Here is a 24,004-nt window from a genome sequence, read left to right as displayed (position 1 = left end):
CCCAGAGGAGACAAGCCATGAACGCACCCGCAGAACTCGCCAAGGTCATCGCGTCCCGGCCGGACGCCACGCTCGGCTACAAGGACTTCGAGCTCGGCAGCTTCGGCTTCCACCGCGACGAGTACTTCGCCCACATCACCTGGAAGACCCGCGACGGGCGCCCGATGAGCCACACGCTGGACGTCGGCAACTACCTGCGCGCCCTGATGCGCGACGTCGCCTGGGGCTTCTTCTACGGCTGGGTCAACTTCGACGACGTGGTCGGCACCGTCAACCACTACCAGTCGGTCGACCTCTACGCCGGCAGCTACAACGGCACCATGAAGGAAGCGGGCATCGACCTGCTGGAGAACTTTCCCACCGCCCAGATCCGCGCCACCTTCGAGGCCATGCTCGACGACTGGACGAACGAGAGCTTCGACCCCTTCAGCGCGCCGCAGGAAACCGGCTCGCCCTATGGCCGCAAGAAGGGCAACAACACCGCCAAGATCACGCGGGCCCGCGAGCTCGCCAAGCGCTGCGTCGGCCTGAAGGACGACCTCCGGCTGCGCAGCGACGACACCGGCGCCCCGGTCAACCGCGCCTTCGCCGACGTGCCGCAGGGCCAGCCCGAGCTGCATCCCGAGCCCGGCTTCGAGAACGAGGTCCATGCCTTCAACCTCTTCGGCTTCCTGAGCCGCTCGCAGGTGACGTGGAACCCGAGCTTCACCTCGGTCGTCAAGCACAGCTTCATGTGCCCGACCACCGAAGAGCACATCCTGCCGATCATCCACGGCAACGACCGCGTCGAGTGGTTCTTCCAGATGACCGACGAGATCCATTGGGACTGCGGCGACAAGAACACCGGCCGGCCGATGGCCCGCGTGATCATGAAGGCCGGCGACATGGCCGCCATGCCTGCCTACTGCCGCCACCAGGGCTTCAGCCCCAAGCGCTCGATGCTGCTGGTGTGGGAGAACGGCTCGCCGAGCCTGGTCTACGAGATCCAGAAGGGCGAGAGCCCCGAGATCCCGGTGAGCTTCTAAACAGGCGATAACGCGCCGCACTTGCGGCGCGTCCTTCCGAGCTTCGCTTCTTTCCAGAGGAGACAACAAATGGCAGACCGCATCCGGTCCGATGCCGGCGCAGCTTCGCGCCGGCGATTCATGCAGCAAGCCGGCGCCGGCTCGGCAGCCGTCGCGGCGGCAACCCTGGGGCTCGCGACGCAAGAGGCCGACGCGGCACCGGCACCGGCATTCGACGCCACCTACGACATCGTGGTCGCCGGCAGCGGCTGCGGCGGCCTGGCCTCGGCGCTGTTCGCGCGCTGGCAGGGCAACAGCGCCGTCATCCTGGAGAAGGCCGGCAGCATCGGCGGCACCACCGCCAAGGCCGCCTTCTGGTACTGGGTGCCGAACAACGAGGCCATGAAGAAGGCCGGTATCGCCGACCCCAAGCCCGACTTCCTGAAGTACGTCGCGCGGCTGTCGAACCCGCAGGGTTACGACCCCAGCCACCCGCGCTACGGCTTCAGCCAGTGGGAGTACGACATGTGCTCCGCCTTCTACGACAGCGCCTCGCCCGCAGCCGAGCTGCTGGCGGCCAAGGGCGCACTGCCTTACCGCCACGTGGCCGACGTCCCCGACTACTTCGCCGAGCTGCCCGAGGACAAGGCGCCCAAGGGCCGCGTGCTGGTGCCCAAGGAGGCGATCCCCAGCATGTCCGACGGTGGCCTGGTGGCGGTGCGCACCCTGTCCACCAAGGCAAGGCAGGAGGGCATCCCGATACGTACCGGCATGCGCGTCACCAAGCTCCTCCAGGACAAGAGCGGCCGCGTGATCGGCGTCGAGGCCAGGGACGAACTCGACGCCACCGTGCGCCTGCGCGCCCGCAAGGCCGTGATCTTCGCCACCGGCGGCTTCACCCACAACGTGGAGTTGCGCAAGAACTTCCTCAACGGCCCCATCTTCGGCGGCTGCGCGGCCCCGAGCAACGAAGGCGACTTCGTGCCGATCGCCGGCGCGCTGGGTGCGCAGCTGCGCAACATGAACTACGCCTGGACCTGCCCGATCCCGCTGGAAAAGGCGATCGCGAAGGACGGCTCCATCTCCGGCATGTTCTCGGTGGCCGGCGACTCGATGCTCTTCGTCAACAAGTACGGACATCGCAACGTCAACGAGAAGCTGCAGTACAACGAGCTGGCCCAGACCTTCTTCGAGTGGGACGGCGCCAAGGCCGAGTACCCGAACCTCGTGCGCATCGCGATCTGGGACCAGCGCTCGCAGCAGCATTCGGCCAGCGCCGAGTATGGGCGGCTGATCGTGCCGCCCGGCACCGACGACCGCCATGTGATCAAGGGCGCCACGCTGGCCGAGCTGGCGCGCGCCATCGACGAACGCTTCGTCAAGCACGCGAGCGCCATCGGCGGCGCCCGGCTGGCGCCCGAGTTCCTGCCCAATCTGCAGGCCGCCATCGCGCGCTTCAACCAATTCGCCAAGACCGGCAAGGACCTGGACTTCCACCGCGGCGAGCGGGTGGTGGAACAGCTCTTCAACGGCGACGTGAAGGCCGAACCCGGCCGCAGCAATCCCACGATGTGGCCGCTGGCCGAAACCGGCCCCTACTACGCGGCGCTGGTGGTCGCCGGCACGCTCGACACCAAGGGCGGCCCGAAGACCGATCCCAGCGGCCGGGTGCTCGACGCTCGCGACCAGCCCATCCCCGGCCTTTACGGCGTCGGCAACTGCGTGGCGTCTGCCTCGGGGCGCGCCTACTGGGCGGGTGGCGCGACGCTGGGGCCGATCATCGCCTTCGCCTACCGGGCGGCGAATGCGGCCCATGCCGAAGGCAGGAGTGCCGCATGAAATCGGCGCTGCTGCTCCCGATCGCCGCACTCCTCGCGGCCGCCGCGAACCCGGCTCACGCGCAATCGCCGGGCCAGCGCCTGGCCCAGAACGCCTGCACCCAGTGCCACAGCTTCGGCAAGGGCGAGCCGAACGGCGTGGGCCCCAATCTCCACGGCCTGCTCGGCAAGCCCGCCGCGGGCAGCCCCGGCTTCAGCTACTCGAAGCAGTACCTCGACGCGATGAAAGGCAAGACCTGGGACCGCGCGCTGCTCGACAAGTGGCTTGCCGACACCCAGGCCGTCGCGCCCGGCAGCACGATGGCCTATTTCCAGGACGACCCGAAGAAGCGCGCCGCGCTCATCGAGTACATGCAGTCACTCAAGTGAAAGAAGGAGACCCACCATGGCCATCACCCGTCAATCCATGACCGACGAGCAACGCAAGTCGGTGGCCCTCGAATACCTCAAGGCCTACGACAACGGCGGCATCACCTCCACCGGCGGCTCCATCCTCGACCTGTTCGACGGCGATGCGCAGGTCTACTTCCCCAAGTGGGGGCTGGCCAACGGCAAGGACGAGATCGGCAAGCTCTTCGGCGAGGTGGGCAGCCGCGGCAAGTCCATTCGCCACGACTACGCCGGCTTCAACTGGATCTTCACCGGCACCGACCTGTTCGCCTGCGAAGGCACGAGCCACGGCGAGCATGCCGACGGCCCCTGGCGCGCCGGCGTGCCGGAGTGGGGTGCCGGCCGCTGGTGCGATGTGTTCGAGGTGCGCGACTTCCTGATCCAGCGCTGCTTCATCTACCTCGACCCCGACTACGCCGGCAAGGACACGGCACGCTATCCCTGGCTGGCCGGGCGAGGCACCGACAACTGAACCATCATGAACCTCGCAGCCATCCAGCAGGCCGCCGGCCTCAAGACGCCGATCCGCCACCAGCTCTTCATCGACGGCCGCTTCGTCGATGCCGAGTCCGGCGAGACGCTCGCCACGCTCAACCCGCACGACAACTCGACCATTGCCGAGGTGGCGCTGGCGGGCAAGGCCGATGTCGACAAGGCGGTGGCCGCCGCCAGGCGCGCCTTTCCGGCCTGGAGCCGCATGGCCGCGGCGGACCGCGGCCGCATCCTGCTGAAGCTCGCCGACCTGATCGAGGCCAACGCCGAGGAGCTCGCGCGCCTCGAGTCGCTGGACACCGGCCATCCGCTGCGCGACTCGCGCCGCCTCGACGTGCCGCGCACGGCGGCATGCTTTCGCTATTTCGGCGGCATGGCCGACAAGTTCCAGGGCGAGACCATTCCGGTCGAGGCCGGCTTCCTCAACTACACGCTGCGCGAGCCGGTCGGCATCGTGGGCCAGGTGGTGCCGTGGAACTTCCCGCTGATGTTCACCAGCTGGAAGATGGCGCCCGCGCTCGCGGCCGGCAACTGCATCGTGATGAAGCCGGCCGAGATCACGCCGCTCAGCTCGCTCAAGATCGTCGAGCTGATGGCCGAGGCCGGCATGCCCGCGGGCGTGGTCAACATGGTGCCGGGGCTGGGCAGCGTCGCGGGGCAGTACATCGCCGAGCATCCGGAGATCGCCAAGATCGCCTTCACCGGCAGCACCGCGACCGGCAGGCGCATCGTCGCGGCCAGCGCCGGCAACCTCAAGAAGGTGCAGCTGGAGCTTGGCGGCAAGGGCCCCAACATCGTGTTCGAGGACGCCAACCTGCAGGCCGCCATCAACGGCAGCGCCTGGGCGATCTTCCACAACCAGGGGCAGGCCTGCATCGCGGGCTCGCGGCTGATGCTGCACGAGAGGATCGCCGATGCCTTCCTCGATCGGTTCATCCCTCTGGCGCAGTCGATCAGGCTCGGCGATCCCCTCGACGAGGCCACCGAGATGGGCCCGCTCACCAGCGCCCAGCATCGCGAGCGCGTGCTGAGCTACGTCGAGGTCGCGAAGGGGGAGGGCGGGGAGGTGCTCGCGGGCGGCAAGTCGCCCGCAGGCGAGCTGGCGCGGGGCTGCTATGTCGAGCCGACGGTCGTGCGCGCGAGCTCCTTCCGAGACCGCGTGGCGCAGGAGGAAGTCTTCGGCCCCTTCGTCACGGTGCTCACCTTCAGGGACGACGAGGAGGCCCTGCGCATCGCCAACGGCACCGACTACGGCCTCGGCAGCGGCCTGTGGACGACCAACCTCCAACGCGCCCATCGTGTCGCACGCGATCTGCATGCCGGCATGGTCTGGATCAACAGCTACAAGCGCGTGAATCCGGGCTCGCCCTTCGGCGGCGTGGGCCAGAGCGGCTACGGCCGCGAGATGGGCTTCGACGCGATGCGCGAGTACACCCAGGTCAAGAGCGTGTGGGTCAATGTCGACGCGCAGATCCCGCCGCACTTCGTGCGCTGATCGATCCCCATGCGCGACTTCATCTACATCAGCCAGCCGCAGCGCGTGGTCTTCGGCGCCGGCAGCCTGGCCCGCCTGGGCCGCGAGATCGAGGCGCTGGGCGCGCGGCGCGCCCTGGTGCTCTCGACGCCCGAGCAGCGCGGCCAGGCCGAGCGCGTGGCCGCGCTGCTCGGCCCGCAGGCCGCCGGCATCTTCGACCGGGCCGTCATGCATGTGCCCATCGAGACCGCCCGCGCGGCCCGTGAAGCCGCACGCAAGCTCGACGCCGACTGCGCCGTGGCCATCGGCGGCGGCTCCACCACCGGCCTGGGCAAGGCCATCGCGCTGGAGGCGGGCCTGCCCATCGTGGCCATTCCCACCACCTACGCCGGCAGCGAGATGACGCCCATCTACGGCCTGACCGAAGCCGGCCTCAAGAAGACCGGCAAGGACTTCCGGGTGGTGCCGCGCACCGTGATCTACGACCCCGAGCTCTCGCGCAGCCTGCCGGTGGGCCTGAGCGTGACCAGCGGCATCAACGCCATCGCCCATGCGGCCGAGGGCCTGTATGCGCAGGACAGCAATCCGGTGATGGACCTGATGGCCGAGGAAGGCATCGCCGCCATCGCGCGGGCGCTGCCGGCGATCCGGCGCAGCCCCGAGGACATCGAGGCGAGGTCCGATGCCCTCTACGGCGCCTGGCTGTGCGGCAGCGTGCTGGGCAATGTGGGCATGGCGCTGCACCACAAGCTGTGCCACACGCTGGGCGGCAGCTTCAACCTGCCGCATGCGGAGGTGCACACGGTGGTGCTGCCGCATGCGATCGCCTTCAATGCCGAGGCGGCGCCGGGTGCGATGCAGCGCATCGCGAGAGCGCTGGGCACGTCCGACGCCGCGCAAGGCCTGCAGGCGCTGGCGCGCGACAACGGCGCGCCGACCGCGCTGAAGGACATCGGCATGCAGGAGGCCGACCTGGACCGCGCCGCCGATCTGGCGGTGAGCAACCCCTACTGGAATCCGCGGCCTTTCGGCCCGGCGGAGCGCGGCGCCATCCGCGCGCTGCTGCAGCGCGCCTACGAGGGCGCGCCGCCCGCCTGACGCCATCACTGGTTTGTGCAAGAAGAGAACGACGAAGGAGACCACCATGACCCTCAATCGCAGACAGTTCACCCAGGCCGCGGCCGCCCTGGCCGCCGGCGGGGCAGCGCCGCTGGTGTTCGCCGCCGACACGCTCAAGATCGGCTATGTCTCGCCGCAGACCGGCCCGCTGGCGCCCTTCGGCGAGGCCGACAAGTGGGTCATCGACCAGATGAAGACCGCCTTCAAGGACGGGATCGCCGTCGGCGGGAAGAAGTACGCGGTGCAGATCGTGCTCAAGGACAGCCAGTCCAATCCCAACCGCGCGGGCGAGGTCGCCAACGACCTGATCCTCAAGGACAAGGTCGCGCTGGTGCTCACCGCCGGCACGCCCGAGACCGCCAACCCGGTGAGCGACGCCTGCGAGCTGAACGAGGTGCCCTGCGTCTCCAGCGTGGTGCCCTGGCAGCCCTGGTTCTTCGGCCGCAAGGGCGATCCGGCCAAGGGCTTCGCCTGGACCTACCACCTGTTCTGGGGGCTCGAGGACGTCATCGCCAATTTCACCAATGGTTGGAAGACCGTCAGCACCAACAAGAAGGTGGGCGGGCTCTTCCCCAATGACGGCGACGGCAACGCCTGGGGCGACAAGGAGCTCGGCTTTCCGAAGCCGCTGTCGCAGATGGGCTTCACGCTCACCGACCCCGGCCGGTTCCAGAACGGCACGCAGGATTTCAGCGCGCAGATCGCCGCCTTCAAGCGCGACAACGTCGAGATCGTGACCGGCGTGGTGATCCCGCCCGATGCCAAGACTTTTCTCACGCAGGCGCGGCAGCAGGGCTTCAAGCCCAAGGTCGTCACGCTGGGGAAGGCGCTGCTGTTCCCGGGTGCGATCGAGGCGCTGGGCGAGCTGGGCCATGGCTTGTCGACGGAGGTGTGGTGGAGCCCTTCTCATCCCTTCACGTCGAGCCTGACGAAGCAGAGCGCGAAGTCGCTGGCCGAGGCCTACGAGGCCGGCGCGAAGAAGCAGTGGACGCAGCCGATCGGCTTTGCGCATGCCTTGTTCGAGGTCGCCTCGAACGCGCTCTCGCGCGCCAAGTCGACCAAGGCCGGCGACGTGCGCGACGCCGTCGCGGCGACTTCGCTCGATACGGTGGTCGGCCCGGTGAAGTGGGGCGGGCAGGGGCCATTCAAGAACGTGAGCAAGACGCCCCTGGTGCTGGGCCAGTGGAACAAGGGCCAGAAGTACAAGGTCGAGCTGAGCATCGTCAACAACGAGGCCGCAAGGAACATCCCGGCCACGGGCACGCTGCAGCTGCTGTCATGACGCTCCTTGCGCTGCATGGCGTTCGCAAGTCCTACGGCGCGCTCAAGGTCACCGACGACATCACGCTCGCGGTGGCCGAGGGCGAAACCCTGGGCATCCTCGGGCCCAATGGCGCGGGCAAGACCACGTTGTTCAACCTGATCTCGGGCGACGTGCGCGTCGATGCCGGCCGCGTCGAGTACGAGGGGCGCGACGTGACCGCCCTCAAGCCGCACCAGCGCTGCCATGCCGGCATCGGCCGCAGCTACCAGGTGCCGCAGCCCTTCGGCAACATGAGCGTGTTCGAGAACCTGGTCACGGCCGCCTGCTTCGGCGGCGGCCAGCCCGAGCGCGAGGCCTGGAAGACAGCGCACGAGGTCCTGGCCGAGACCGGGCTGATGGCGCACGCCAACAGGCCGGCCGGCGGGCTCACGCTGCTGGACCGCAAGCGGCTGGAGCTGGCACGCGCGCTGGCGACGCGCCCCAGGCTGCTGCTGCTCGACGAGATCGCGGGCGGGCTGACCGAGCCCGAGGCCCGCCTGCTGGTGGAGGAGTTGAAGCGCATCAAGGCGCGCGGGGTGACCATGATCTGGATCGAGCATGTGGTGCATGCGCTGCTGTCGCTGGCCGATCGGCTGTTCGTCATCAACTTCGGGCAGAAGCTGGCGGAGGGGGAGCCGCGTGCAGTGATGGGCGACTCCGAGGTGCGCCGTGTGTACATGGGGATGGAAGCATGATGAGCGCGCTGCTCGAAGCCCATGGCCTCCAGGCCTTCTACGGCGATGCCCAGGCCCTCTTCGGCATCGACCTTTCCCTCGCCCAGGGCGAGCTGGTCGCGATCATCGGCGCCAATGGTGCGGGCAAGTCCACGCTGCTCAAGTGCCTCACGGGCCTGGTGCGCACCCCGCGCGAGGCGGTGCGCTTCAAGGGCGAGGCCATCGGCGGCCTGCCACCCGGCGAGATCGTCAAGCGCGGCCTCGCGATGGTGCCCGAGGGCCGCCGTCTCTTCCCCAGCCTGAGCGTCGAGGAGAACCTGCTGATCGGCGGCCTGGCCGGCCGCAAGGGTCCATGGAACCTGCAGCGCCTCTACGGCCTCTTTCCCATCCTGGCCGAGAAGCGCCACAACCCCGGCACCGAGCTGTCGGGCGGCCAGCAGCAGATGGTGGCGCTGGGCCGCGCGCTGATGAGCAACCCCGAGCTGCTCCTGTGCGACGAGCTCTCGCTCGGCCTGGCGCCGATCGTGATCCGCGAGATCTACGCTGCGATGCCCGCCATCACCGGCGAGGGCATGACGGTGGTGATCGTCGAGCAGGACCTGACCATGGCCCAGCGCGTGTCGCAGCGCATCTGCTGCCTGCAGGAGGGCCGCGTCTCGCTCGCCGGCCGCTCCGACGCGCTCTCGCGCGAGCAGATCTCGCAGGCCTACTTCGGCATCTAGGAACGAAGACGGAGCCCCGCCACACCATGATCGAAATCTTCCTCCAAGGCATCCTCCTCGGCGGCCTCTACACGCTCTTCGCGCTGGGCCAGTCGCTGATGTTCGGCGTCATGCGCCTCACCAACACCGCGCAGGGCGACTTCATCATCCTCGGCGCCTTCGCGGTGGTCGCCGGCACCGCGCTGGCGGGCGGCGCGCCCTTCGCCGTCGCACTGGCCGTGCTGCCCCTGGCCTTCGGCTTCGGCTACGCGCTGCAGCGCTACGTGCTCAACGGCACGCTGGGCAAGGACCCGCTGCCCTCGCTGGTCGTGACCTTCGGGCTTTCGATCGTCATCCAGAACCTGCTGCTGGAGCTGTTCTCGGCCGACCCGCGATCGATCGAGACCGGCGGCCTCAACACGCAGGGCCTCGCGCTCGGCGAATCGATCTCGCTGGGCGTGCTGCCGCTGGTGATTCTCGCCATCGCGGTCGCCGCCACCGCCGGGCTGCAATGGCTGTTCGCACGCACCGCGCTGGGCCGCTCCTTCCGCGCCGTGTCGGACGATCGTGAAATCGCCGAGCTCATGGGACTGGATGCGAAGAAGGTCTACGCCTTCGCCACCGCCATCGCCTTCGTGCTGATCGCCGTGGCCGGCGCGCTGCAGGGCATGCGCACGACGGTCTCGCCCTCGGACGGGCCGCTGCTGCTGCTGTTCGCCTTCGAGGCCGTGATCATCGGCGGCATGGGCTCCTTCTGGGGCACGCTGGCGGGCGCAATGATCCTCGGCATCACGCAGCAGATCGGCTTCCGGCTCGATCCGGGCTGGGGCATCTGGGTCGGCCACATCGTGTTCCTGATTGTGCTGGTGCTCCGGCCGCAGGGGCTGTTCCCCAAGACGCGAGGCTGAGGCGATGAGCCGCCCGCCCGTTCCCAAGTCAAATCCGCAGCCGAAGGCGAAGGTACTCCGATGACCCGCAACCCACCCCTCGCCGCGAGCACCACGCCTGCGGCCTTCGACGTGGTGCGCAGCACCGTTGCCAGCCGGGCCGCGCTCGGCGTGGCCGTCGCGCTGGCCGTGCTCGCCGCCACGCTGCCCTTCTGGGGCGAGTCGAGCTGGATGCGGGAGTTCGTCGAGATCGCCTGCTACCTCATCTTCGCGATCATGTGGAACCTGCTCGCCGGCTACGGCGGCATGGTCAGCATCGGGCAGCAGGCCTTCTTCGGCTTCGGCGGCTACGTGATGCTCATGCTGGGCAACTTCGCGGGCGTGAATCCCTTCATCGCGATTCCGCTGGGCGCGCTGGCGGCCGCAGCGATCGCGGTGCCGGTGTCCTTCGTCGCCTTCCGGCTCTCGGGCGGCTACTTTGCCATCGGCACTTGGGTCATCGCGGAGGTGTTCCGCCTCAGCTTCGCGAACGTCTCCGCGGTGGGCGGCGGCTCCGGCACCACGCTGACCGCGCTGCGCGGCATCGAGCGTGCGACGCGCGAGAGCGTGACCTACTGGATGGCGCTGGCTTGCGTGGTGGCTGCCATCGCGCTGGTCTATTTGTTCCTGCGCAGCAAGCGCGGCCTGGCTTTGCTCGCGATTCGCGACAACGAGGTCGCGGCCGAGTCGCAGGGCATCCCGGTGGTGCGCATGAAGCTCGCCGTGTATGTGGTGGCGGCCTTCGGCGCAGGCCTGGCGGGGGCCCTCTATTTCGTCGGCAACCTGCGCATCAGCCCGGACGCCGCCTTCAGCGTGAACTGGACGGCCTTCGCAATCTTCATGGTGGTGATCGGCGGCATCGGGCGCATCGAGGGGCCGCTGGTGGGGGCACTGATCTTCTGGGCGCTCAACAAGTTCTTGAGCGACTATGGGACCTGGTACCTGCTGGGACTGGGACTGCTGGCGATCGTGGTGACGATCTTCTTCAAGCAGGGCCTGTGGGGGTATGCGCAGCAGCGCTGGGGGTGGTCGCTGTTTCCGACGCAGCGGGTGCTGGCGGATGGCGAGCGCGTGCCACGGCGTTGAGCCAAGCGAATGGCTGCCGGCAGCGATGCCGAGCCGGCCGAGGCCCGATGCATGGTGCGCTGCCCGGCTCTTCCGCGGGCGGCGAGCAGCCCAAGTTCTGCACCATCCGCGACGACGGCCACCCCGTGATCGTCAAGTTTTCGCCTGCCGGCGGCTCCGCGCCCGAACGCCGGTGGGCGGGACCTGGCAGCGCCCGCGCCAGGTGCCGCTACCCGGCCGCCGCGAGCGCGCCCGCGGTGTCGTAGAACTCCATGAAGTCCACGACCTTGCCATCGCGAAGGCGATGCACGTCGGCCTTGGGCGACTTCACGATCTTGCCGGTGCCGCGGTGCTTCCATTCGCAGCTGCCCAGCATCACGACGCGATCGCCCTGGGCGATGAACTCGTCCGCGTCGTAGCTGAGCAGTTCCCAGTCCTTGCCCAGCTCCTGAAAATAGTTTTGCACTTCGTCCTTCGAGCGGCAGGCCCGGGTGAATTCCATGCCGGCAGCGCCTGCGGCCAGCGAGCGCCACTGCACGTCGTCCGAGAGCAGCGCCATCCAGCAGGAGACGCCCTCGCAGTCGGCCTTGGACTGGTTCCACAGCGCATAGCCCTTCTTGAGCAGCGCCACGTTGTTGCTCTCCTCTTCGGTCATGAGTGCCTCCGGTTCTACGGTTCTTCTTTCACGGAAAAGCGGACGCATCGCCCTGCGACCGCCAGCGACTGACGACCCGCGCATCTTGCGCCCCATCCGGCGGAATGCGCAATCGGCCGTTGGACAGATGCCCCCGCGCTGCCTACGAATCACGGCGCGCTCGCGGGCGGTGGATATGTCGCAGGCAGGCCACTGGAGGCCGTGCGCTTTTGCACGTTCTGCGCGCTTGCCTGCATTCCGGGCGCGTGGCGTGACTTTCGCCACTTCCGCCCGCCGCGGTGCGGACGTTCAATGACCCGACCCGCCTTCATCCGAGCCTGCTCATGTTCACGACCCTGTTGAGCTCCTGCATCCGCATCTGGCGCCGGTCCCAGGGACGGCGCCAGCGCCTGTCCGTCTTCGCACAGGCGCACGGCCAGACCATGCTGCTGGACTGCCAGCGGCACCCGCGCGGCTGGTCGGGCGTGGTGAAGATCCGAGAGGCATCGGAAGAGCGCGTCGTCCATGTGTGCACCGAACTGCGCGCGACGCCCGACGACGCGCTGGGCGACGCCGAGCACGATGCGCAGCGGCTGGCGCTGATGTTCGTACAGTGAGGACGGCGCTGGCGGTGCAGGTTTCGGGCATCGACCCGGAGCGATCGAGGATCGCCAAGAGTTCTTCGTTTGCAGGTCGATGGACCTTTGGCAACTCGTGTAATGTCGTGCTCTTGCGGGAACTCAGCTTCAGGCCATGAGCAAGGCATTCACCAAAGAGAGCGACTCGGACGACGACGACGACGGCACCGCCGGCATTCCGCCGCTGCCCGCCGGGAGCAAGAACTACATCACGCCGCAGGGCTATGCGCGCCTTCGCGACGAGCTGCTCGAATTGATGGACGTCGAGCGGCCCAAGGTCGTCGAGGCGGTTCACTGGGCGGCCAAGAATGGCGACCGGTCCGAGAACGGCGACTACCTTTACGGCAAGAAGCGCTTGCGCGAGATCGACCGGCGAATCCGCTTCCTGACCAAACGGCTCGAGGTGGCCGAGGTGACGGACCCTTCGGTCCACCATGGCCGCGACCAGATCTTCTTCGGTGCCACCGTCCGCTACGCAGACGAGACCGGCAACGAGCGTGAGCTGACCATCCTGGGCATCGACGAGGCCGAGAGCGCACAAGGCCAGGTGAGCTGGATCTCCCCGATCGCCCGGGCCCTGCTCAAGGCGCGCGAAGGCGAGGTGGTCAAGCTGGCGACGCCCGGGGGCGTGCACGAGATCGAGGTGTTGTCGGTGAGCTATCCGCCGCCGGCGCCCGCGGCGAGCTGAAGCTCAGGGCGCGGGAACCGTTCGCGCGGCGGCGAGTACCGATGGGGTGCGCCGCGCCGCCCGCAGGACGGCCTCGAGGTGGGTGCGGTCGCGCACCGCGATCACGAAGCGCAGGTCGGTGGAGTCCTGCGGCGTCTCATCGGCCATCTCGACGTGGGTGATGTCGGCTTCGGCATCCGCCAGCGTGGCGGCGACGCGTGCCAGCACGCCCTTGTCGTTGCGCACGGTGATCACGACGCCGGTCTCGAAGGGGCGCACCGGCTCGTCCGCCCATTCGACGGCGAAGAAGCGTTCGCTGTCCTTGTGCCGCAGGCGCTGGCCGACGCCGCAGGCCTCGGTGTGCACCACCAGGCCTTCGCCGTGTCCGAGATAGCCCACGATCGGGTCGTCGGGAATGGGCCGGCAGCACAGCGCGAAGCGAACCGAGGAGTTCTCGCTGCCGTCCAGCGTGACGGCACCTTGCGAGACGGCCTCGTGCGCGGTGAAGCGCTCGCGGCTCAGCATCAGCGCATCGGGCTTCTCGCCGCGTTCCGCCAGCAGCGCCATCAGCCGCTTGGCAACGATGGTCGCGATGCGCTTGCCCAGGCCGATGTCGGTCAGCAGTTCGGAGCGGCTGCGATTGCCGGTGAAGCGCAGCAGCTTTTCCCAGATCTGCTGGTGCTCCTCGTTGTCTTCCGGCAGGTTGCCGAGGCCCTCGGCGCGCAGCGCCTGCGCCAGCAGCTTTTCGCCCAGGCCTTCCGACTCGGCATGCGCGAGGGTCTTGAGATAGTGGCGGATCTTCGAGCGCGCACGGCCGGTGCGCACGAAGCCCAGCCAGGCCGGATTGGGCGTCGACACCGGCGCCGTGATGACCTCCACCACATCGCCGTTCTTGAGTTCGGTGCGCAAGGGGACCTGGTCGCCGTTGATGCGCGCAGCCGAGGTGTGATCGCCGATGTTGCTGTGGATGGCATAGGCGAAATCGACCACCGTCGCGCCGCGCGGCAGTGCCAGGATCTGGCTCTTGGGCGTGAACACGTAGACCGCATCCGGGAAGAGGTCGACCTTGACGTGGTCCCAGAACTCGGCCGCGTCGCGCGTCTCGTCCTGGATGTCGAGCAGGGACTGCAGCCACTTGGTGCCCAGCCGGTCGCCGGTTGCCGCGCTGGGTTCGGCCGCCTTGTAGAGCCAGTGGGCGGCCACGCCGGACTCGGCGACCACGTGCATGGCCTCGGTGCGCAGCTGAAACTCGACGCTCACGCCGGCCGGCCCCACCAGCGTGGTGTGCAGCGACTGGTAGCCGTTGAGCTTGGCGATCGCGATGTGGTCCTTGAACTTGCCCGGCAGGGGCTTGTACATCTGGTGCAGGATGCCCAGGCCGGTGTAGCAGGCGATCACCGTCGGCACGATGAGGCGGAAGCCGTAGATGTCGGTCACCTGGGCGAAGCTCAGGTGCTTTTCTTCCATCTTGCGGTAGATGGAATAGAGCGTTTTCTCGCGGCCCGCGATGCGCACGCTCATGTTGGCCCCGGCGAATGCGGTCTCCAGTTCCTGTTGCACCTTCTGGATCAGGTCGCGGCGCCGGCCGCGGGCCTTGGCAACGGCCTTGGCGAGGATCGCGTAACGCCAGGGCCGCAGGTGGCGGAAGGACAGGTCCTGCAGCTCGCGGTAGGTCTGGTTGAGCCCCAGCCGATGCGCGATCGGTGCGTAGATTTCGAGGGTTTCGCGCGAGATGCGGGCCCACTTCTCGCGCGGCGCATCTTCGAGCGTGCGCATGTTGTGGGTGCGGTCCGCCAGCTTGACCAAGATGACCCGCACGTCGCGCGCCATCGCCAGCAGCATCTTGCGAAAGGACTCGGCCTGGTTCTCCTCGCGCGTGTTGAAGCGCAGCTTGTCCAGCTTGGTGAGGCCGTCGACCAGTTCCGCCACCGGTGCGCCGAAGCGCTCGATCAGCTCCGATTTGGTGACGCCGCAATCCTCGATCGCATCGTGCAGCAGGGCTGCCATGAGCGCCTGCGCGTCGAGCTTCCACTCCGCGCACTGCGCGGCCACGGCGATGGGGTGGGTGATGTAGGGCTCGCCGCTGTTGCGCAGCTGGCCCAGGTGAGCCTCGTCGGCGAAGCGGTAGGCGCGGCGCACCTGCTCCACATCCTCGGCGCTCAGATAGTCGAGGCGGTCCGTCAGCGCGGCAAAGCTGGCGGCTGCTGCGTTCAGCGCCGCCGGACTGGGCCGGGGCGTGCCCTTGGGGGCACCGGACTGGGACTTGACAACCGCGCTCATGCTTGTCACTTTAGCTTGGCGGCCGGCTCGATGTGTTTGTGCAACAAAAAAGCACCGCGTCGCGGTGCTTCTTTGTTGCAGGTGTGCGTCAGCTCAACCGGGGACCTTCTTGAGCATTTCAAGGCCGATCTTGCCTTCCGCGATCTCCCGCAGGGCCGTGACGCCCGGCTTGTTCTTGCTCTCGATCTTCGGCGCGTGGCCCTGGCTCAGCATGCGCGCACGGTAGGTGGCGGCCAGCACGAGCTCGAAGCGGTTCGGGATCTTCTGCAGGCAATCTTCGACGGTGATACGGGCCATGGTGGTCTTTCGGCTTACGGCGGGAGGGGTCGATCAGGGAATGTTCAGTGCGGCGAAGGTGTCGGCACGCGCCCGGCGCTGTGCGGAGTACCGGAGCCGCTGAGCGTGGACGATCGCCTTCAGGTCGAAAAGTGCGCGCTCAAATAACTCGTTGATTATAACGAAGTCGAATTCGTTGGCGCGTGCCATCTCTTGCGCGGCGTTCTGCAGCCGCAGCTCGATGACCTCCGCACTGTCCTCGCCGCGCCGCTCGAGCCGGGATCGCAGCTCTTCCCAGCTCGGCGGCAGGATGAAGATCGTCACCGCGTTGGCGAAGGTCTTGCGGATCTGGGTCGCGCCCTGGAAATCGATCTCCAGGATGACGTCCGCGCCTTTGGCGATGCGGTCCTCGATGGCCTTTTTCGAGGTGCCGTAGCGCTGCCCGTGCACGTGCGCCCACTCGACGAAGGCACCGGCGGCGACCATTGCATCGAATTCCGAATGCGGGACGAAGAAGTATTCGCGGCCGTGCTTCTCCTGGCCGCGCGGTGGGCGCGTGGTATGCGACACGGAGGGCTGGACCGCGGTGTCGAGCTCCATCAAGGCCTTGACCAGGCTCGACTTGCCGGCGCCGCTCGGCGCAGCGACCACGAAGATATTGCCGGGGTATTCCATTCGCGCGTTCCCTGTTTTCCTGTTATTCGATGTTCTGCACTTGCTCGCGCATCTGTTCGATGAGCACCTTCATGTCCACGCCGATGCGGGTGAGCTCGAGCGTCGCCGACTTGGAGCCGAGGGTGTTGGCTTCGCGATGCAGTTCCTGGATCAGGAAGTCGAGCCGCTTGCCGATCTCGCCGCCCTTCTTGACCAGGCGCTCGATCTCGTCCAGGTGCGAACCCAGGCGCGTGAGCTCTTCCGCGACGTCGATGCGGATCGCGAAGGCGGTGGCCTCGGCCAGCGCGCGGTCTTGTGCGGCCTCCGGCGGAGTGCCACCGCTCGCGCCCAGTGCTTCCTGCCAGCGCTCGAGGAAGCGGTTGCGCTGCTGCTCGACCAGCTGGGGGACCAGCGGCAGCGCTTGCGCCACCAGGGCGCGCAGCTGGGCCAGGTGGTCCTGCAGCATCTTGGCCAGGCGTGCGCCTTCGCGTTCGCGCGAGGTCATCAGGCCCTTGAGCGTCTTCGCCGCCAGCTCGGAAAGTTCAGGGCCCCAGTCGCTCCTGGCGCTGGTGTCGCCGGCCGCCAGGCGCAGCACGTCGGCCACGCTGAGCTCGCGGGCGGCGGGCAGCCAGGCGCGGATGCTGTCCTGAAGCCCGTTGAGCCGTTGCAGCAGCTTGGTCGAGGGCTCGCCGATGCCCCCCGCAGCGCCGCTCTCGATCGCAGCGCGCAGCTCGACCTTGCCGCGCTTGAGCTGCCCGGTCAGCATCTCGCGCAGCATGGGCTCGTGCTGACGCAGCTCTTCGGGGAGCTTGAATGTGAGGTCGAGAAAGCGGCTGTTGACCGAGCGGATCTCGACTCCGAGCCGGCCCGCGCCGGCGGTTCGCGGCTCGGCATCCGGGTGACCGCGGCCCGCGGCGCTCTGGCCGCTGGCATAGCCGGTCATGCTGTAAACTGGCATCGCGCCTCGCTCTTGAATTGGTGTGCACGCTCCGAGACAACGGCACCGCCTTCGCTTGCCGCACCTCCGCCTTCGGGCGAAACTCCCGGATTATGTCAAAGGTCAAACCTTCGCCCTTGCTGCCCGACACGGTCATAGGCGGCTATCGCGTCGTGCGTCGCATCTCCGCAGGCGGATTCGGTGTGGTTTATCTTGCCGTCGACCACAGCGGGCAGCAGGTTGCGATCAAGGAATACCTGCCCTCCTCGCTGGCCACGCGCGGCACCGGCGAACTCTGCCCCCAGGTGCCACCCGAGAAGCTGTCGCTCTATCGCCTGGGGCTCAAGAGCTTCTTCGAAGAAGGGCGTTCGCTCGCGCAGATCTCGCATGCATCGGTGGTCAGCGTGCTCAACTTCTTCCGCGAGAACGAAACCGTCTACATGGTCATGAATTACCTGGAGGGCGCCACCCTGCAGGACTTCATCGTGACCGCACGCGATCTCAAGAAACAGAAGGTCTTCCGCGAATCCACCATCCGCTCGTTGTTCGACGAGATCCTGCGCGGCCTGCGCATCGTGCACCAGCACAAGATGCTGCACCTGGACATCAAGCCGGCCAACATCTTCGTGACCGATGACGACCGCGCGGTGATGATCGACTTCGGCGCCGCGCGCGAGGTGCTCTCCAAGGAAGGCAACTTCATCCGCCCGATGTATACGCCCGGCTTCGCGGCTCCGGAGATGTACCGCCGCGACTCGTCGATGGGCCCGTGGACCGACATCTATGCCATCGGCGCCTGCATCTACGCCTGCATGCAGGGCTATCCCCCCAACGACGCACCTCAGCGCATCGAGAAAGACCGGCTCGGCCTGTCGCTGTCGCGCCTGCGCGGCATCTATTCGGACAACCTGATCGAGGTGGTCGAATGGTGCATGTCGCTCGACCCGCTGTCACGCCCGCAATCGGTCTTCGCGCTGCAGAAGGAGCTCAGCCGCGAGGGCGAGCGCCGTTACACCAAGCTCACCGTCAGCGAGAAAGTGCGGCTGTCGATCGACAACATGCGCTCCTTCGAAAAGAAAGGCCTGCCCAAGGCGGCCGCCCCCACTACACGCCCCGCATGAAATTCTCCGTCTTCCAGGTCAGCCGCAAGGGCGGCCGTCTCAAGAACGAAGACCGCATGGGCTACTGCTACACGCGCGAGTCGGGCCTCTTCGTGCTGGCCGACGGCATGGGCGGGCATCCCGAAGGCGAAGTGGCCGCCCAGATGGCGCTGCAGACCATCGCGGCGCTCTACCAGCGCGAGGCGCGGCCGGTGTTGAAGGATGTGAAGGCCTTCCTCACGGCGTCGGTGATGGCCGCGCACCAGCAGATCATGCGCTACGCGGGCAACAAGGGCATGCTCGACACGCCCCGCACGACCGTGGTGGCGGCGGTCCTGCAAGGCACCACCGCGACCTGGATCCACTGCGGAGACTCCCGGCTCTACGTGATTCGCGACGGCGAGATGCTGATGCGCACGCGCGACCATTCGCATGCCGAGCGGCCGCGGCCCGGCGGCGCGATGAGCGGCGACGTCGTCAATCGCAACCTGCTGCTGACCTGCCTCGGCTCGCCCACCACGCCCCTGTTCGACATCTCGCCCCCGCTGCAGCTGCAGCGGGGCGATCGCATCATGCTGTGCTCCGACGGCCTGTGGAGCGTGCTGGACGAAGGCTTGATCGTGCGTACGCTGTCCTCCGGCAAGCCGGTGTCGGACGCCGCGCCGGATCTCGCCGAGATGGCACTGCGCAACGGCGGCACCCACAGCGACAACGTGACGCTGATCGCGCTCGAATGGGAAACGCCGGACGCGCCGGGCCAGACGCGCGGCGTGTCCACCGACAGCATCAGCGACGGCGTCTTCGCCTCCACCATCCAGGCGGGCATGCCGTCCGACAGCGAGCTCGACGACCTCGACGAGGACGCCATCGAGCGCTCCATCGCAGAGATCAACGAAGCCATCAAGCGCTCCTCTGCCGCGCGCAAGTCCTGATTCTTCTTCTTTTTCTTGGGTTGACATGACAGTTTTCGTACGAAGCGGCGACCGTGCCGCCGACCAGCTGCGCCCCGTCCGCATCACGCGCGGCTTCACCATCCATGCCGAGGGCTCGGTGCTGATCGAGTTCGGCCAGACGCGCGTGCTCTGCACCGCCTCGGTCGAGGAAAAGGTGCCGCCGCACAAGCGCGGCAGCGGCGAGGGCTGGGTCACGGCCGAGTACGGCATGCTCCCGCGCGCCACCCACACGCGCAGCGACCGCGAGGCCGCGCGCGGCAAGCAAAGCGGCCGCACGCAGGAGATCCAGCGTCTCATCGGCCGCTCGATGCGCGCCGTCTTCGATCTGGCCGCCCTCGGCGAGCGCACCATCCATCTCGACTGCGACGTGCTCCAGGCCGATGGCGGCACCCGCACCGCGGCCATCACCGGCGCCTTCGTCGCGGCGCAGGATGCGGTCAACAAGCTGCTGGCGGCCGGCACCCTCGCGGCCTCGCCGATCCGGGGCCATGTGGCCGCCGTTTCCGTCGGTATCGTGCAAGGCACGCCGCTGCTCGACCTCGAGTACGTCGAAGACTTCGCCTGCGACACCGACATGAACGTGGTGATGACCGGCGCCGGGCATTTCGTCGAAGTGCAGGGCACGGCCGAAGGGGCCGCCTTCTCGCGCGAAGAGATGAATGCGCTGCTGCTGCTGGCCGAGAAGGGCATCGCCGAGCTGACGGCGATGCAGGCGCAGGCGCTGGCCGGTTGATGGAGCGGGGACGCCGATGAAGCTGGTCCTGGCCTCCAACAACGCCGGCAAGCTCGCCGAGCTGCAGCAGTTGTTTGCGCCGCTCGGCGTTGCGCTGGTGCGCCAGGCGGAGCTCGGCGTCGGCGAGGCAGACGAGCCCTTCTTCACCTTCGTCGAGAACGCGCTGGCCAAGGCGCGGCACGCCGCGGCGGCCACCGGCCTGCCGGCGATCGCCGACGATGCGGGCCTTTGCGTCGAGGCCTTCGGCGGCCTGCCCGGCGTGGCCACCGCCTACTACGCCACGCGCTTCGGCTACGAAAAGGGCGACGCCAACAACGTGCGTGCGCTGCTCGAACAGATGGCCGGAGTCGACGATCGCCGTGCCGCGCTCGTCAGCACGCTGGTGGCGCTGCGCAGCCCCGAGGACCCGGAACCGCTGATCGCCGTCGGCCGTGCCGCGGGCCAGATCACCCGCGAGCCGATCGGCGAGAACGGCTTCGGCTTCGACCCGGTGATGTGGCTGCCGCAGTTCGGCAAGACCTTCGCCCAGCTGCCGCCCGAGCTGAAGAACGCCCACAGCCATCGGGGCCAGGCAGCGCGCGCGATGCTGGCCCTGATGCGGGAGCGCTGGCTGTGAGCCTTGCCATCCCGATCGCCGACGAGCGTGCACAGGCGCGCGGCGACGGCGCGGAGCGGGCGAACGACGTACTGCACTGGATGCGCCCCGGCCCGCTGCAACTGAGCGCCTTGCCGCCGCTCTCGCTCTACGTGCATCTGCCCTGGTGTCTGCGCAAGTGCCCCTATTGCGACTTCAATTCGCACGAATGGCGCGGCGATGGCGGCGAGGCGCCGCTGCCCGAGCAGCGCTACCTGGATGCGCTGATCGCCGACCTCGACGCGGCGCTGCCGCTCGTCTGGGGCCGCAGCGTGCACAGCATCTTCATCGGCGGGGGCACGCCCAGCCTGTTCTCGCCGGCCTCCATCGACCGCCTGCTGGGCGACCTGCGTGCCCGGCTCAAGCTGGCACCCGACTGCGAGATCACGCTGGAGGCCAATCCGGGCACCTTCGAGCGCGACCGCTTTCGCGGCTACCGCGCCGCCGGCGTCACCCGGCTGTCGGTCGGCGTGCAGAGCTTCAACGACGCGCATTTGAAGGCGCTCGGCCGGGTGCACGACCGTGCCCAGGCCATCGCGGCGGTCGAGGAGGCGGCGCAGGCCTTCGACACCTTCAACCTCGACCTGATGTACGCGCTGCCGGGCCAGACGCCCGACGAGCTCGACGCCGACCTGACGCAGGCGCTGGCGCTCGCGCCGCCGCATCTGTCGGTCTACCACCTGACCATCGAGCCCAACACCTACTTCGCCAAGTTCCCGCCGGTGGTGCCGGAGGACGACGTGGCCTACGCCATGCTCGACCGCATCACCGAGCGCACGGCGCAACGCGGCCTGGAGCGCTACGAGGTCTCCGCCTATGCGCGGCCCGGCCACCGCTGCGTCCACAACACCAACTACTGGCAGTTCGGCGACTATCTCGGCATCGGGGCCGGCGCGCACAGCAAGCTGAGCTTTGCGCATCGCATCGTGCGGCAGGTGCGCTTTCGCGAGCCGCGCCTGTACATGGACCAAGCGCTCGCCGCTCGCGCGGTCGCGCAGAGCGACGAGGTCGGCATTGCCGAGCTGCCTTTCGAATTCATGCTCAATGCGCTGCGCCTCAAGGAAGGCTTCACGCTGGCTCAGTTCGGCGAGCGCACCGGCCTGGCCATCACCGCCATCCAGCGCGGGCTCGAGGAAGCCGAGCGCAAGGGCCTGATCGAGCGCGATCTGGCACGCGTCTGGCCCACCGCCCGCGGCTTCGACTTCCTGAGCGACCTGCAGGGCATTTTTCTATCCGACAGCTGAGACAATCAGCGCTGCCATGTCGACCCGAACCTTGCCGGAAGAAGAAGTCACCAAGCGCCGCTCGCGCGGACGGCCCAGTCCCGAACAGGCGGTGGCGCTGCGCGAGGCTTTCCTCGGCGCGGCACTGAAATCCTTCCTCGAGCATGGCTATGCGGCCACCAGCATCGAAGCCATCGCGCGCGATGCGGGCGTGGCCAAGATCACGATCTACCGCCAGTTCGAGAACAAGGAAGCCCTGTTCCGCGAGGTCGTGCATCGCGCCGTCAGCAGTGCCCGGGAGACGATGCAGGCCACGCTGGTGCGCTCAGGCGCCGACGAGAGGCAGGTGCTGCTGGACCTGGTCGAGCGCATGTACCTGAGCGCCACCGAAGCGCAGACCCTGGCGCTGCTGCGCCTGGTGATCGCCGAGGCCGTGCGCTTTCCGGAGCTCGCGAAGTCGCTCTACGCCGAGAACAGCTATGTGCTCGCGCCGGTGGTCGAATACCTCGGCGAGGCGCACCGCAGCGGCACGCTGCACGTGCCCGATCCCGAACTGGCGGCGGTCCAACTCTCGACCCTGGCCTTCGGCGGGGTGCGCTTCTTTATCTCGAAGCCGCTGGCCGGCCCCGAGGAGCGCCGCGCCTGGGCCGAGGGCGTGGTCGATCTGGTGCTGCGGGGCTGGATGCCGGCGCCCGCGGACACGGCAGGCGACGGCCAGGCACCGGACGCCAGCGACTAAAATCCCTCGGCGCTCGTGCAATGCGAGCGCCTTCCGGAGAGTTGGGTGAGTGGTTTAAACCAGCAGTCTTGAAAACTGCCGACGGGCAACCGTCCGTGAGTTCGAATCTCACACTCTCCGCCAGTTGGGCATCCAGGATCGGAAAAGGCGGGAGCGGCTTCAGTGAGGTGAGCATGGCATTCCTGGATTCGCGTTGGTTCCGAGCATTTTTCGCTGCGGCATTCGGCATCGCCGTGTTCGCGGTGGTCGTCACGGCTTGGTGGGCCTCCACCTACATGATTCCGGTTGGACAGGTGAGAGACGCGGTGCAAGAGAAGCTGGGAGGCGGGGAGCCGGCGACCTTCGAACAGGTGATCTTCAACAAGGCGACGCGTGTCGGGTGCGGCTATGCCCTCGTGAAGAATCGCGCGGGCGGGGGCACGGAGAGAACGAGAACGCACTTCATCCTGTTTCCCAATGGAGAACTTGCGCTCGCCCCGTCGGACACGACGGAAGGCAATGCGGCGCAGCAGATTGCCGCGCTTGAAAAGCAGGCTCGCTACGCGGCCCTGATCGTGTCGAACTGCACGAGTTGAGCCGAACCCTCATCGGCGTCCCATGCATTCGGGAGCGCCAAGCCGGCCGCTGACCGGCTCCCCTCAAAGGAACTACCGCACCAGGGCCTATTGACTGGCGCGGCCGCAGCAGCGGACTCATAATGCCTTCCCGCGGCCGTGCCGGGGCTGCCTTTTCCAGCGATGAAGTGCTGCGTCGCACCGACGCACAGCCAAGGGTCTTCGTTTCCCGGCGCTCTCAAGAGGACGACCAAAAATGAGTTCATTGCAGAAGTTGCTGCCGGCCTGCGAGCCGGCGCGGAGCGAAGCCCTGGCACTCCTGGCCAAGGCCCATCACGTCCCGCGGCACCTGGTCAAAGGCATTGCGAAGCGCGGCCTGGCCGCGGTCGGCATGCCGCAGCAGCAACAACAGCAGGAGCCCGCGCAGGGACGACCTCAATCCCCGGAAGCTCCGCTCCAGCCCAGCTGATCTCATCCCTCGTTCGACTTCGCCCGCGCAGCGCGTCCTGGTCTCAGATCAGCGGCACGCTGGCTTCCTTGAGCACGCGCAGCACGAAGTGCGATTGGCTGTGGCGAATGCCGGGAATCTTGTAGAGCTTCTCGCGCAGGAGCCGCTCGTAGTCGCGCGTGTCGCGCACCGCGATGCGGATGTAGTAGTCGTAATCGCCTGAAACCAGATACGCCTCCTGGATCTCCGGGATGCTGGCCAGCGCGCGACCGAACTCGTACAGCGTCTCGTCGCTGTGGCTCTCCAGCGTGAGCTGCACGATCACCGAATCGTGGTAGCCCAGCCGCGCCGCGTCCACGTCCACCGTGTAACGCTTGATGACGCCGCTGGCCTCCAGCTTCTTGATGCGGCTCCAGCAGGTGGTGGCCGCCAGGCCGACCTCGGCACCGATCTCCTGCAGCGTCTTGCGCGAGTCGTGCAGCAGCACGCGCAGGATCGCCATGTCGATCTTGTCAAAAAATTCTTCGGTTCCTGATTGGTTTTTGCGA

27 protein-coding genes and 1 tRNA gene are annotated in these 24,004 nt (G+C 67.8%); 22 read left to right on the top strand and 6 right to left on the bottom strand.

All coding sequences use genetic code 11. The features are described from left to right. Positions 1-17: 17 nt before the first annotated feature. The 11 genes from AC3A6Y_RS27715 to AC3A6Y_RS27665 all read left to right on the top strand — a co-directional run bounded on the left by AC3A6Y_RS27715 (position 18) and on the right by AC3A6Y_RS27665 (position 11,007). On the top strand, positions 18-1,025 hold the full coding sequence (locus tag AC3A6Y_RS27715) for a hydroxyquinol 1,2-dioxygenase (protein ID WP_487871455.1): 1,008 nt from the start codon (positions 18-20) through the stop codon (positions 1,023-1,025). Between the two features lie 69 nt (positions 1,026-1,094). Continuing rightward, the gene (locus tag AC3A6Y_RS27710; protein WP_487871454.1) at positions 1,095-2,843 is read left to right on the top strand and encodes an FAD-dependent oxidoreductase; all 1,749 of its coding nucleotides are present in this window, start codon (positions 1,095-1,097) and stop codon (positions 2,841-2,843) included. After that, the gene (locus AC3A6Y_RS27705) at positions 2,840-3,211 is read left to right on the top strand and encodes a c-type cytochrome (protein ID WP_487871453.1); all 372 of its coding nucleotides are present in this window, start codon (positions 2,840-2,842) and stop codon (positions 3,209-3,211) included. The genes AC3A6Y_RS27710 and AC3A6Y_RS27705 overlap by 4 nt, the downstream gene beginning before the upstream one ends. Positions 3,212-3,227: 16 nt before the next feature. Next, positions 3,228-3,704, top strand: coding sequence for a nuclear transport factor 2 family protein (locus AC3A6Y_RS27700; protein WP_487871452.1), 477 nt, complete (start codon positions 3,228-3,230; stop codon positions 3,702-3,704). Positions 3,705-3,755: 51 nt separating this feature from the next. Next, positions 3,756-5,219, top strand: coding sequence for an aldehyde dehydrogenase family protein (locus AC3A6Y_RS27695; RefSeq protein WP_487871590.1), 1,464 nt, complete (start codon positions 3,756-3,758; stop codon positions 5,217-5,219). A gap of 9 nt (positions 5,220-5,228) precedes the next feature. Next, a complete protein-coding gene (locus AC3A6Y_RS27690) occupies positions 5,229-6,296 on the top strand; it encodes a maleylacetate reductase (protein WP_487871451.1) in 1,068 nt (355 codons plus the stop codon). Positions 6,297-6,342: 46 nt separating this feature from the next. After that, the gene (locus AC3A6Y_RS27685; RefSeq protein WP_487871450.1) at positions 6,343-7,599 is read left to right on the top strand and encodes an ABC transporter substrate-binding protein; all 1,257 of its coding nucleotides are present in this window, start codon (positions 6,343-6,345) and stop codon (positions 7,597-7,599) included. After that, complete coding sequence (locus AC3A6Y_RS27680) at positions 7,596-8,315, top strand: ABC transporter ATP-binding protein (protein WP_487871449.1); 720 nt, start codon at positions 7,596-7,598, stop codon at positions 8,313-8,315. The genes AC3A6Y_RS27685 and AC3A6Y_RS27680 overlap by 4 nt, the downstream gene beginning before the upstream one ends. Further along, entirely contained in the window at positions 8,315-9,016 is a 702-nt protein-coding gene (locus AC3A6Y_RS27675; protein WP_487871448.1) for an ABC transporter ATP-binding protein, read from the top strand. Before AC3A6Y_RS27680 ends, AC3A6Y_RS27675 begins: the two co-directional genes overlap by 1 nt. A gap of 26 nt (positions 9,017-9,042) precedes the next feature. Then, entirely contained in the window at positions 9,043-9,903 is an 861-nt protein-coding gene (locus tag AC3A6Y_RS27670; protein ID WP_487871447.1) for a branched-chain amino acid ABC transporter permease, read from the top strand. Between the two features lie 60 nt (positions 9,904-9,963). Next, on the top strand, positions 9,964-11,007 hold the full coding sequence (locus tag AC3A6Y_RS27665) for a branched-chain amino acid ABC transporter permease (RefSeq protein WP_487871446.1): 1,044 nt from the start codon (positions 9,964-9,966) through the stop codon (positions 11,005-11,007). 208 nt (positions 11,008-11,215) lie between these two features. Here AC3A6Y_RS27665 and AC3A6Y_RS27660 read toward each other — a convergent pair whose 3' ends face one another. Beyond that, the gene (locus AC3A6Y_RS27660) at positions 11,216-11,641 is read right to left on the bottom strand and encodes a nuclear transport factor 2 family protein (protein WP_487871445.1); all 426 of its coding nucleotides are present in this window, start codon (positions 11,639-11,641) and stop codon (positions 11,216-11,218) included. Positions 11,642-11,964: 323 nt separating this feature from the next. Between AC3A6Y_RS27660 and AC3A6Y_RS27655 the strand changes: the two genes are divergently transcribed. After that, the gene (locus tag AC3A6Y_RS27655; RefSeq protein ID WP_487871444.1) at positions 11,965-12,237 is read left to right on the top strand and encodes a hypothetical protein; all 273 of its coding nucleotides are present in this window, start codon (positions 11,965-11,967) and stop codon (positions 12,235-12,237) included. A gap of 136 nt (positions 12,238-12,373) precedes the next feature. After that, positions 12,374-12,946, top strand: coding sequence for a transcription elongation factor GreB (gene greB / locus AC3A6Y_RS27650; protein ID WP_487871443.1), 573 nt, complete (start codon positions 12,374-12,376; stop codon positions 12,944-12,946). A gap of 3 nt (positions 12,947-12,949) precedes the next feature. On the opposite strand, the gene AC3A6Y_RS27645 is transcribed toward greB, so the two are convergent. From AC3A6Y_RS27645 to AC3A6Y_RS27630, 4 genes are all read right to left on the bottom strand, one after another. After that, positions 12,950-15,205 carry a RelA/SpoT family protein gene (locus tag AC3A6Y_RS27645; protein WP_487844485.1) on the bottom strand — a complete coding sequence of 752 codons (2,256 nt, stop codon included), beginning with the start codon at positions 15,203-15,205 and terminating at the stop codon, positions 12,950-12,952. 93 nt (positions 15,206-15,298) lie between these two features. Then, positions 15,299-15,502, bottom strand: coding sequence for a DNA-directed RNA polymerase subunit omega (rpoZ, locus tag AC3A6Y_RS27640; RefSeq protein ID WP_106555888.1), 204 nt, complete (start codon positions 15,500-15,502; stop codon positions 15,299-15,301). A 33-nt stretch (positions 15,503-15,535) separates the two neighbouring features. Beyond that, entirely contained in the window at positions 15,536-16,156 is a 621-nt protein-coding gene (gene gmk / locus AC3A6Y_RS27635) for a guanylate kinase (RefSeq protein ID WP_487871442.1), read from the bottom strand. A gap of 22 nt (positions 16,157-16,178) precedes the next feature. Then, a complete protein-coding gene (locus tag AC3A6Y_RS27630) occupies positions 16,179-17,093 on the bottom strand; it encodes a YicC/YloC family endoribonuclease (RefSeq protein ID WP_487871441.1) in 915 nt (304 codons plus the stop codon). A 92-nt stretch (positions 17,094-17,185) separates the two neighbouring features. On the opposite strand from AC3A6Y_RS27630, the gene AC3A6Y_RS27625 reads away from it, so the two are divergent. The 9 genes from AC3A6Y_RS27625 (at position 17,186) to AC3A6Y_RS27585 (ending at position 23,477) form a co-directional block, all read left to right on the top strand. Further along, the gene (locus AC3A6Y_RS27625) at positions 17,186-18,193 is read left to right on the top strand and encodes a serine/threonine protein kinase (RefSeq protein ID WP_106555885.1); all 1,008 of its coding nucleotides are present in this window, start codon (positions 17,186-17,188) and stop codon (positions 18,191-18,193) included. Further along, positions 18,190-19,104 carry a PP2C family protein-serine/threonine phosphatase gene (locus AC3A6Y_RS27620; protein ID WP_487871440.1) on the top strand — a complete coding sequence of 305 codons (915 nt, stop codon included), beginning with the start codon at positions 18,190-18,192 and terminating at the stop codon, positions 19,102-19,104. Before AC3A6Y_RS27625 ends, AC3A6Y_RS27620 begins: the two co-directional genes overlap by 4 nt. Positions 19,105-19,129: 25 nt before the next feature. After that, the gene (gene rph, locus AC3A6Y_RS27615; protein WP_487871439.1) at positions 19,130-19,858 is read left to right on the top strand and encodes a ribonuclease PH; all 729 of its coding nucleotides are present in this window, start codon (positions 19,130-19,132) and stop codon (positions 19,856-19,858) included. A gap of 16 nt (positions 19,859-19,874) precedes the next feature. Further along, positions 19,875-20,474: an RdgB/HAM1 family non-canonical purine NTP pyrophosphatase gene (rdgB, locus tag AC3A6Y_RS27610; RefSeq protein ID WP_487871438.1), complete on the top strand. Its 600-nt coding sequence runs from the start codon at positions 19,875-19,877 to the stop codon at positions 20,472-20,474. Between the two features lie 80 nt (positions 20,475-20,554). Next, the gene (hemW, locus tag AC3A6Y_RS27605) at positions 20,555-21,736 is read left to right on the top strand and encodes a radical SAM family heme chaperone HemW (protein ID WP_487871589.1); all 1,182 of its coding nucleotides are present in this window, start codon (positions 20,555-20,557) and stop codon (positions 21,734-21,736) included. 16 nt (positions 21,737-21,752) lie between these two features. Further along, a complete protein-coding gene (locus AC3A6Y_RS27600; RefSeq protein WP_487871437.1) occupies positions 21,753-22,454 on the top strand; it encodes a TetR/AcrR family transcriptional regulator in 702 nt (233 codons plus the stop codon). Between the two features lie 35 nt (positions 22,455-22,489). After that, positions 22,490-22,577, top strand: a tRNA-Ser gene (locus tag AC3A6Y_RS27595). A gap of 50 nt (positions 22,578-22,627) precedes the next feature. Further along, positions 22,628-23,029 carry a hypothetical protein gene (locus AC3A6Y_RS27590; RefSeq protein WP_487871436.1) on the top strand — a complete coding sequence of 134 codons (402 nt, stop codon included), beginning with the start codon at positions 22,628-22,630 and terminating at the stop codon, positions 23,027-23,029. A 235-nt stretch (positions 23,030-23,264) separates the two neighbouring features. Beyond that, positions 23,265-23,477: a hypothetical protein gene (locus AC3A6Y_RS27585; protein WP_487871435.1), complete on the top strand. Its 213-nt coding sequence runs from the start codon at positions 23,265-23,267 to the stop codon at positions 23,475-23,477. Positions 23,478-23,520: 43 nt separating this feature from the next. On the opposite strand, the gene AC3A6Y_RS27580 is transcribed toward AC3A6Y_RS27585, so the two are convergent. Next, positions 23,521-23,958 (bottom strand): Lrp/AsnC family transcriptional regulator, encoded by a 438-nt coding sequence (locus AC3A6Y_RS27580; protein ID WP_487871434.1) that lies wholly within the window; start codon positions 23,956-23,958, stop codon positions 23,521-23,523. Positions 23,959-24,004: the final 46 nt, after the last annotated feature.

The organism is Variovorax sp. Soil_C_17, assembly GCF_057657265.1.
Note: the sequence above shows the minus strand (reverse complement) of the source record. Positions and strands in the feature narration are given on the sequence as shown.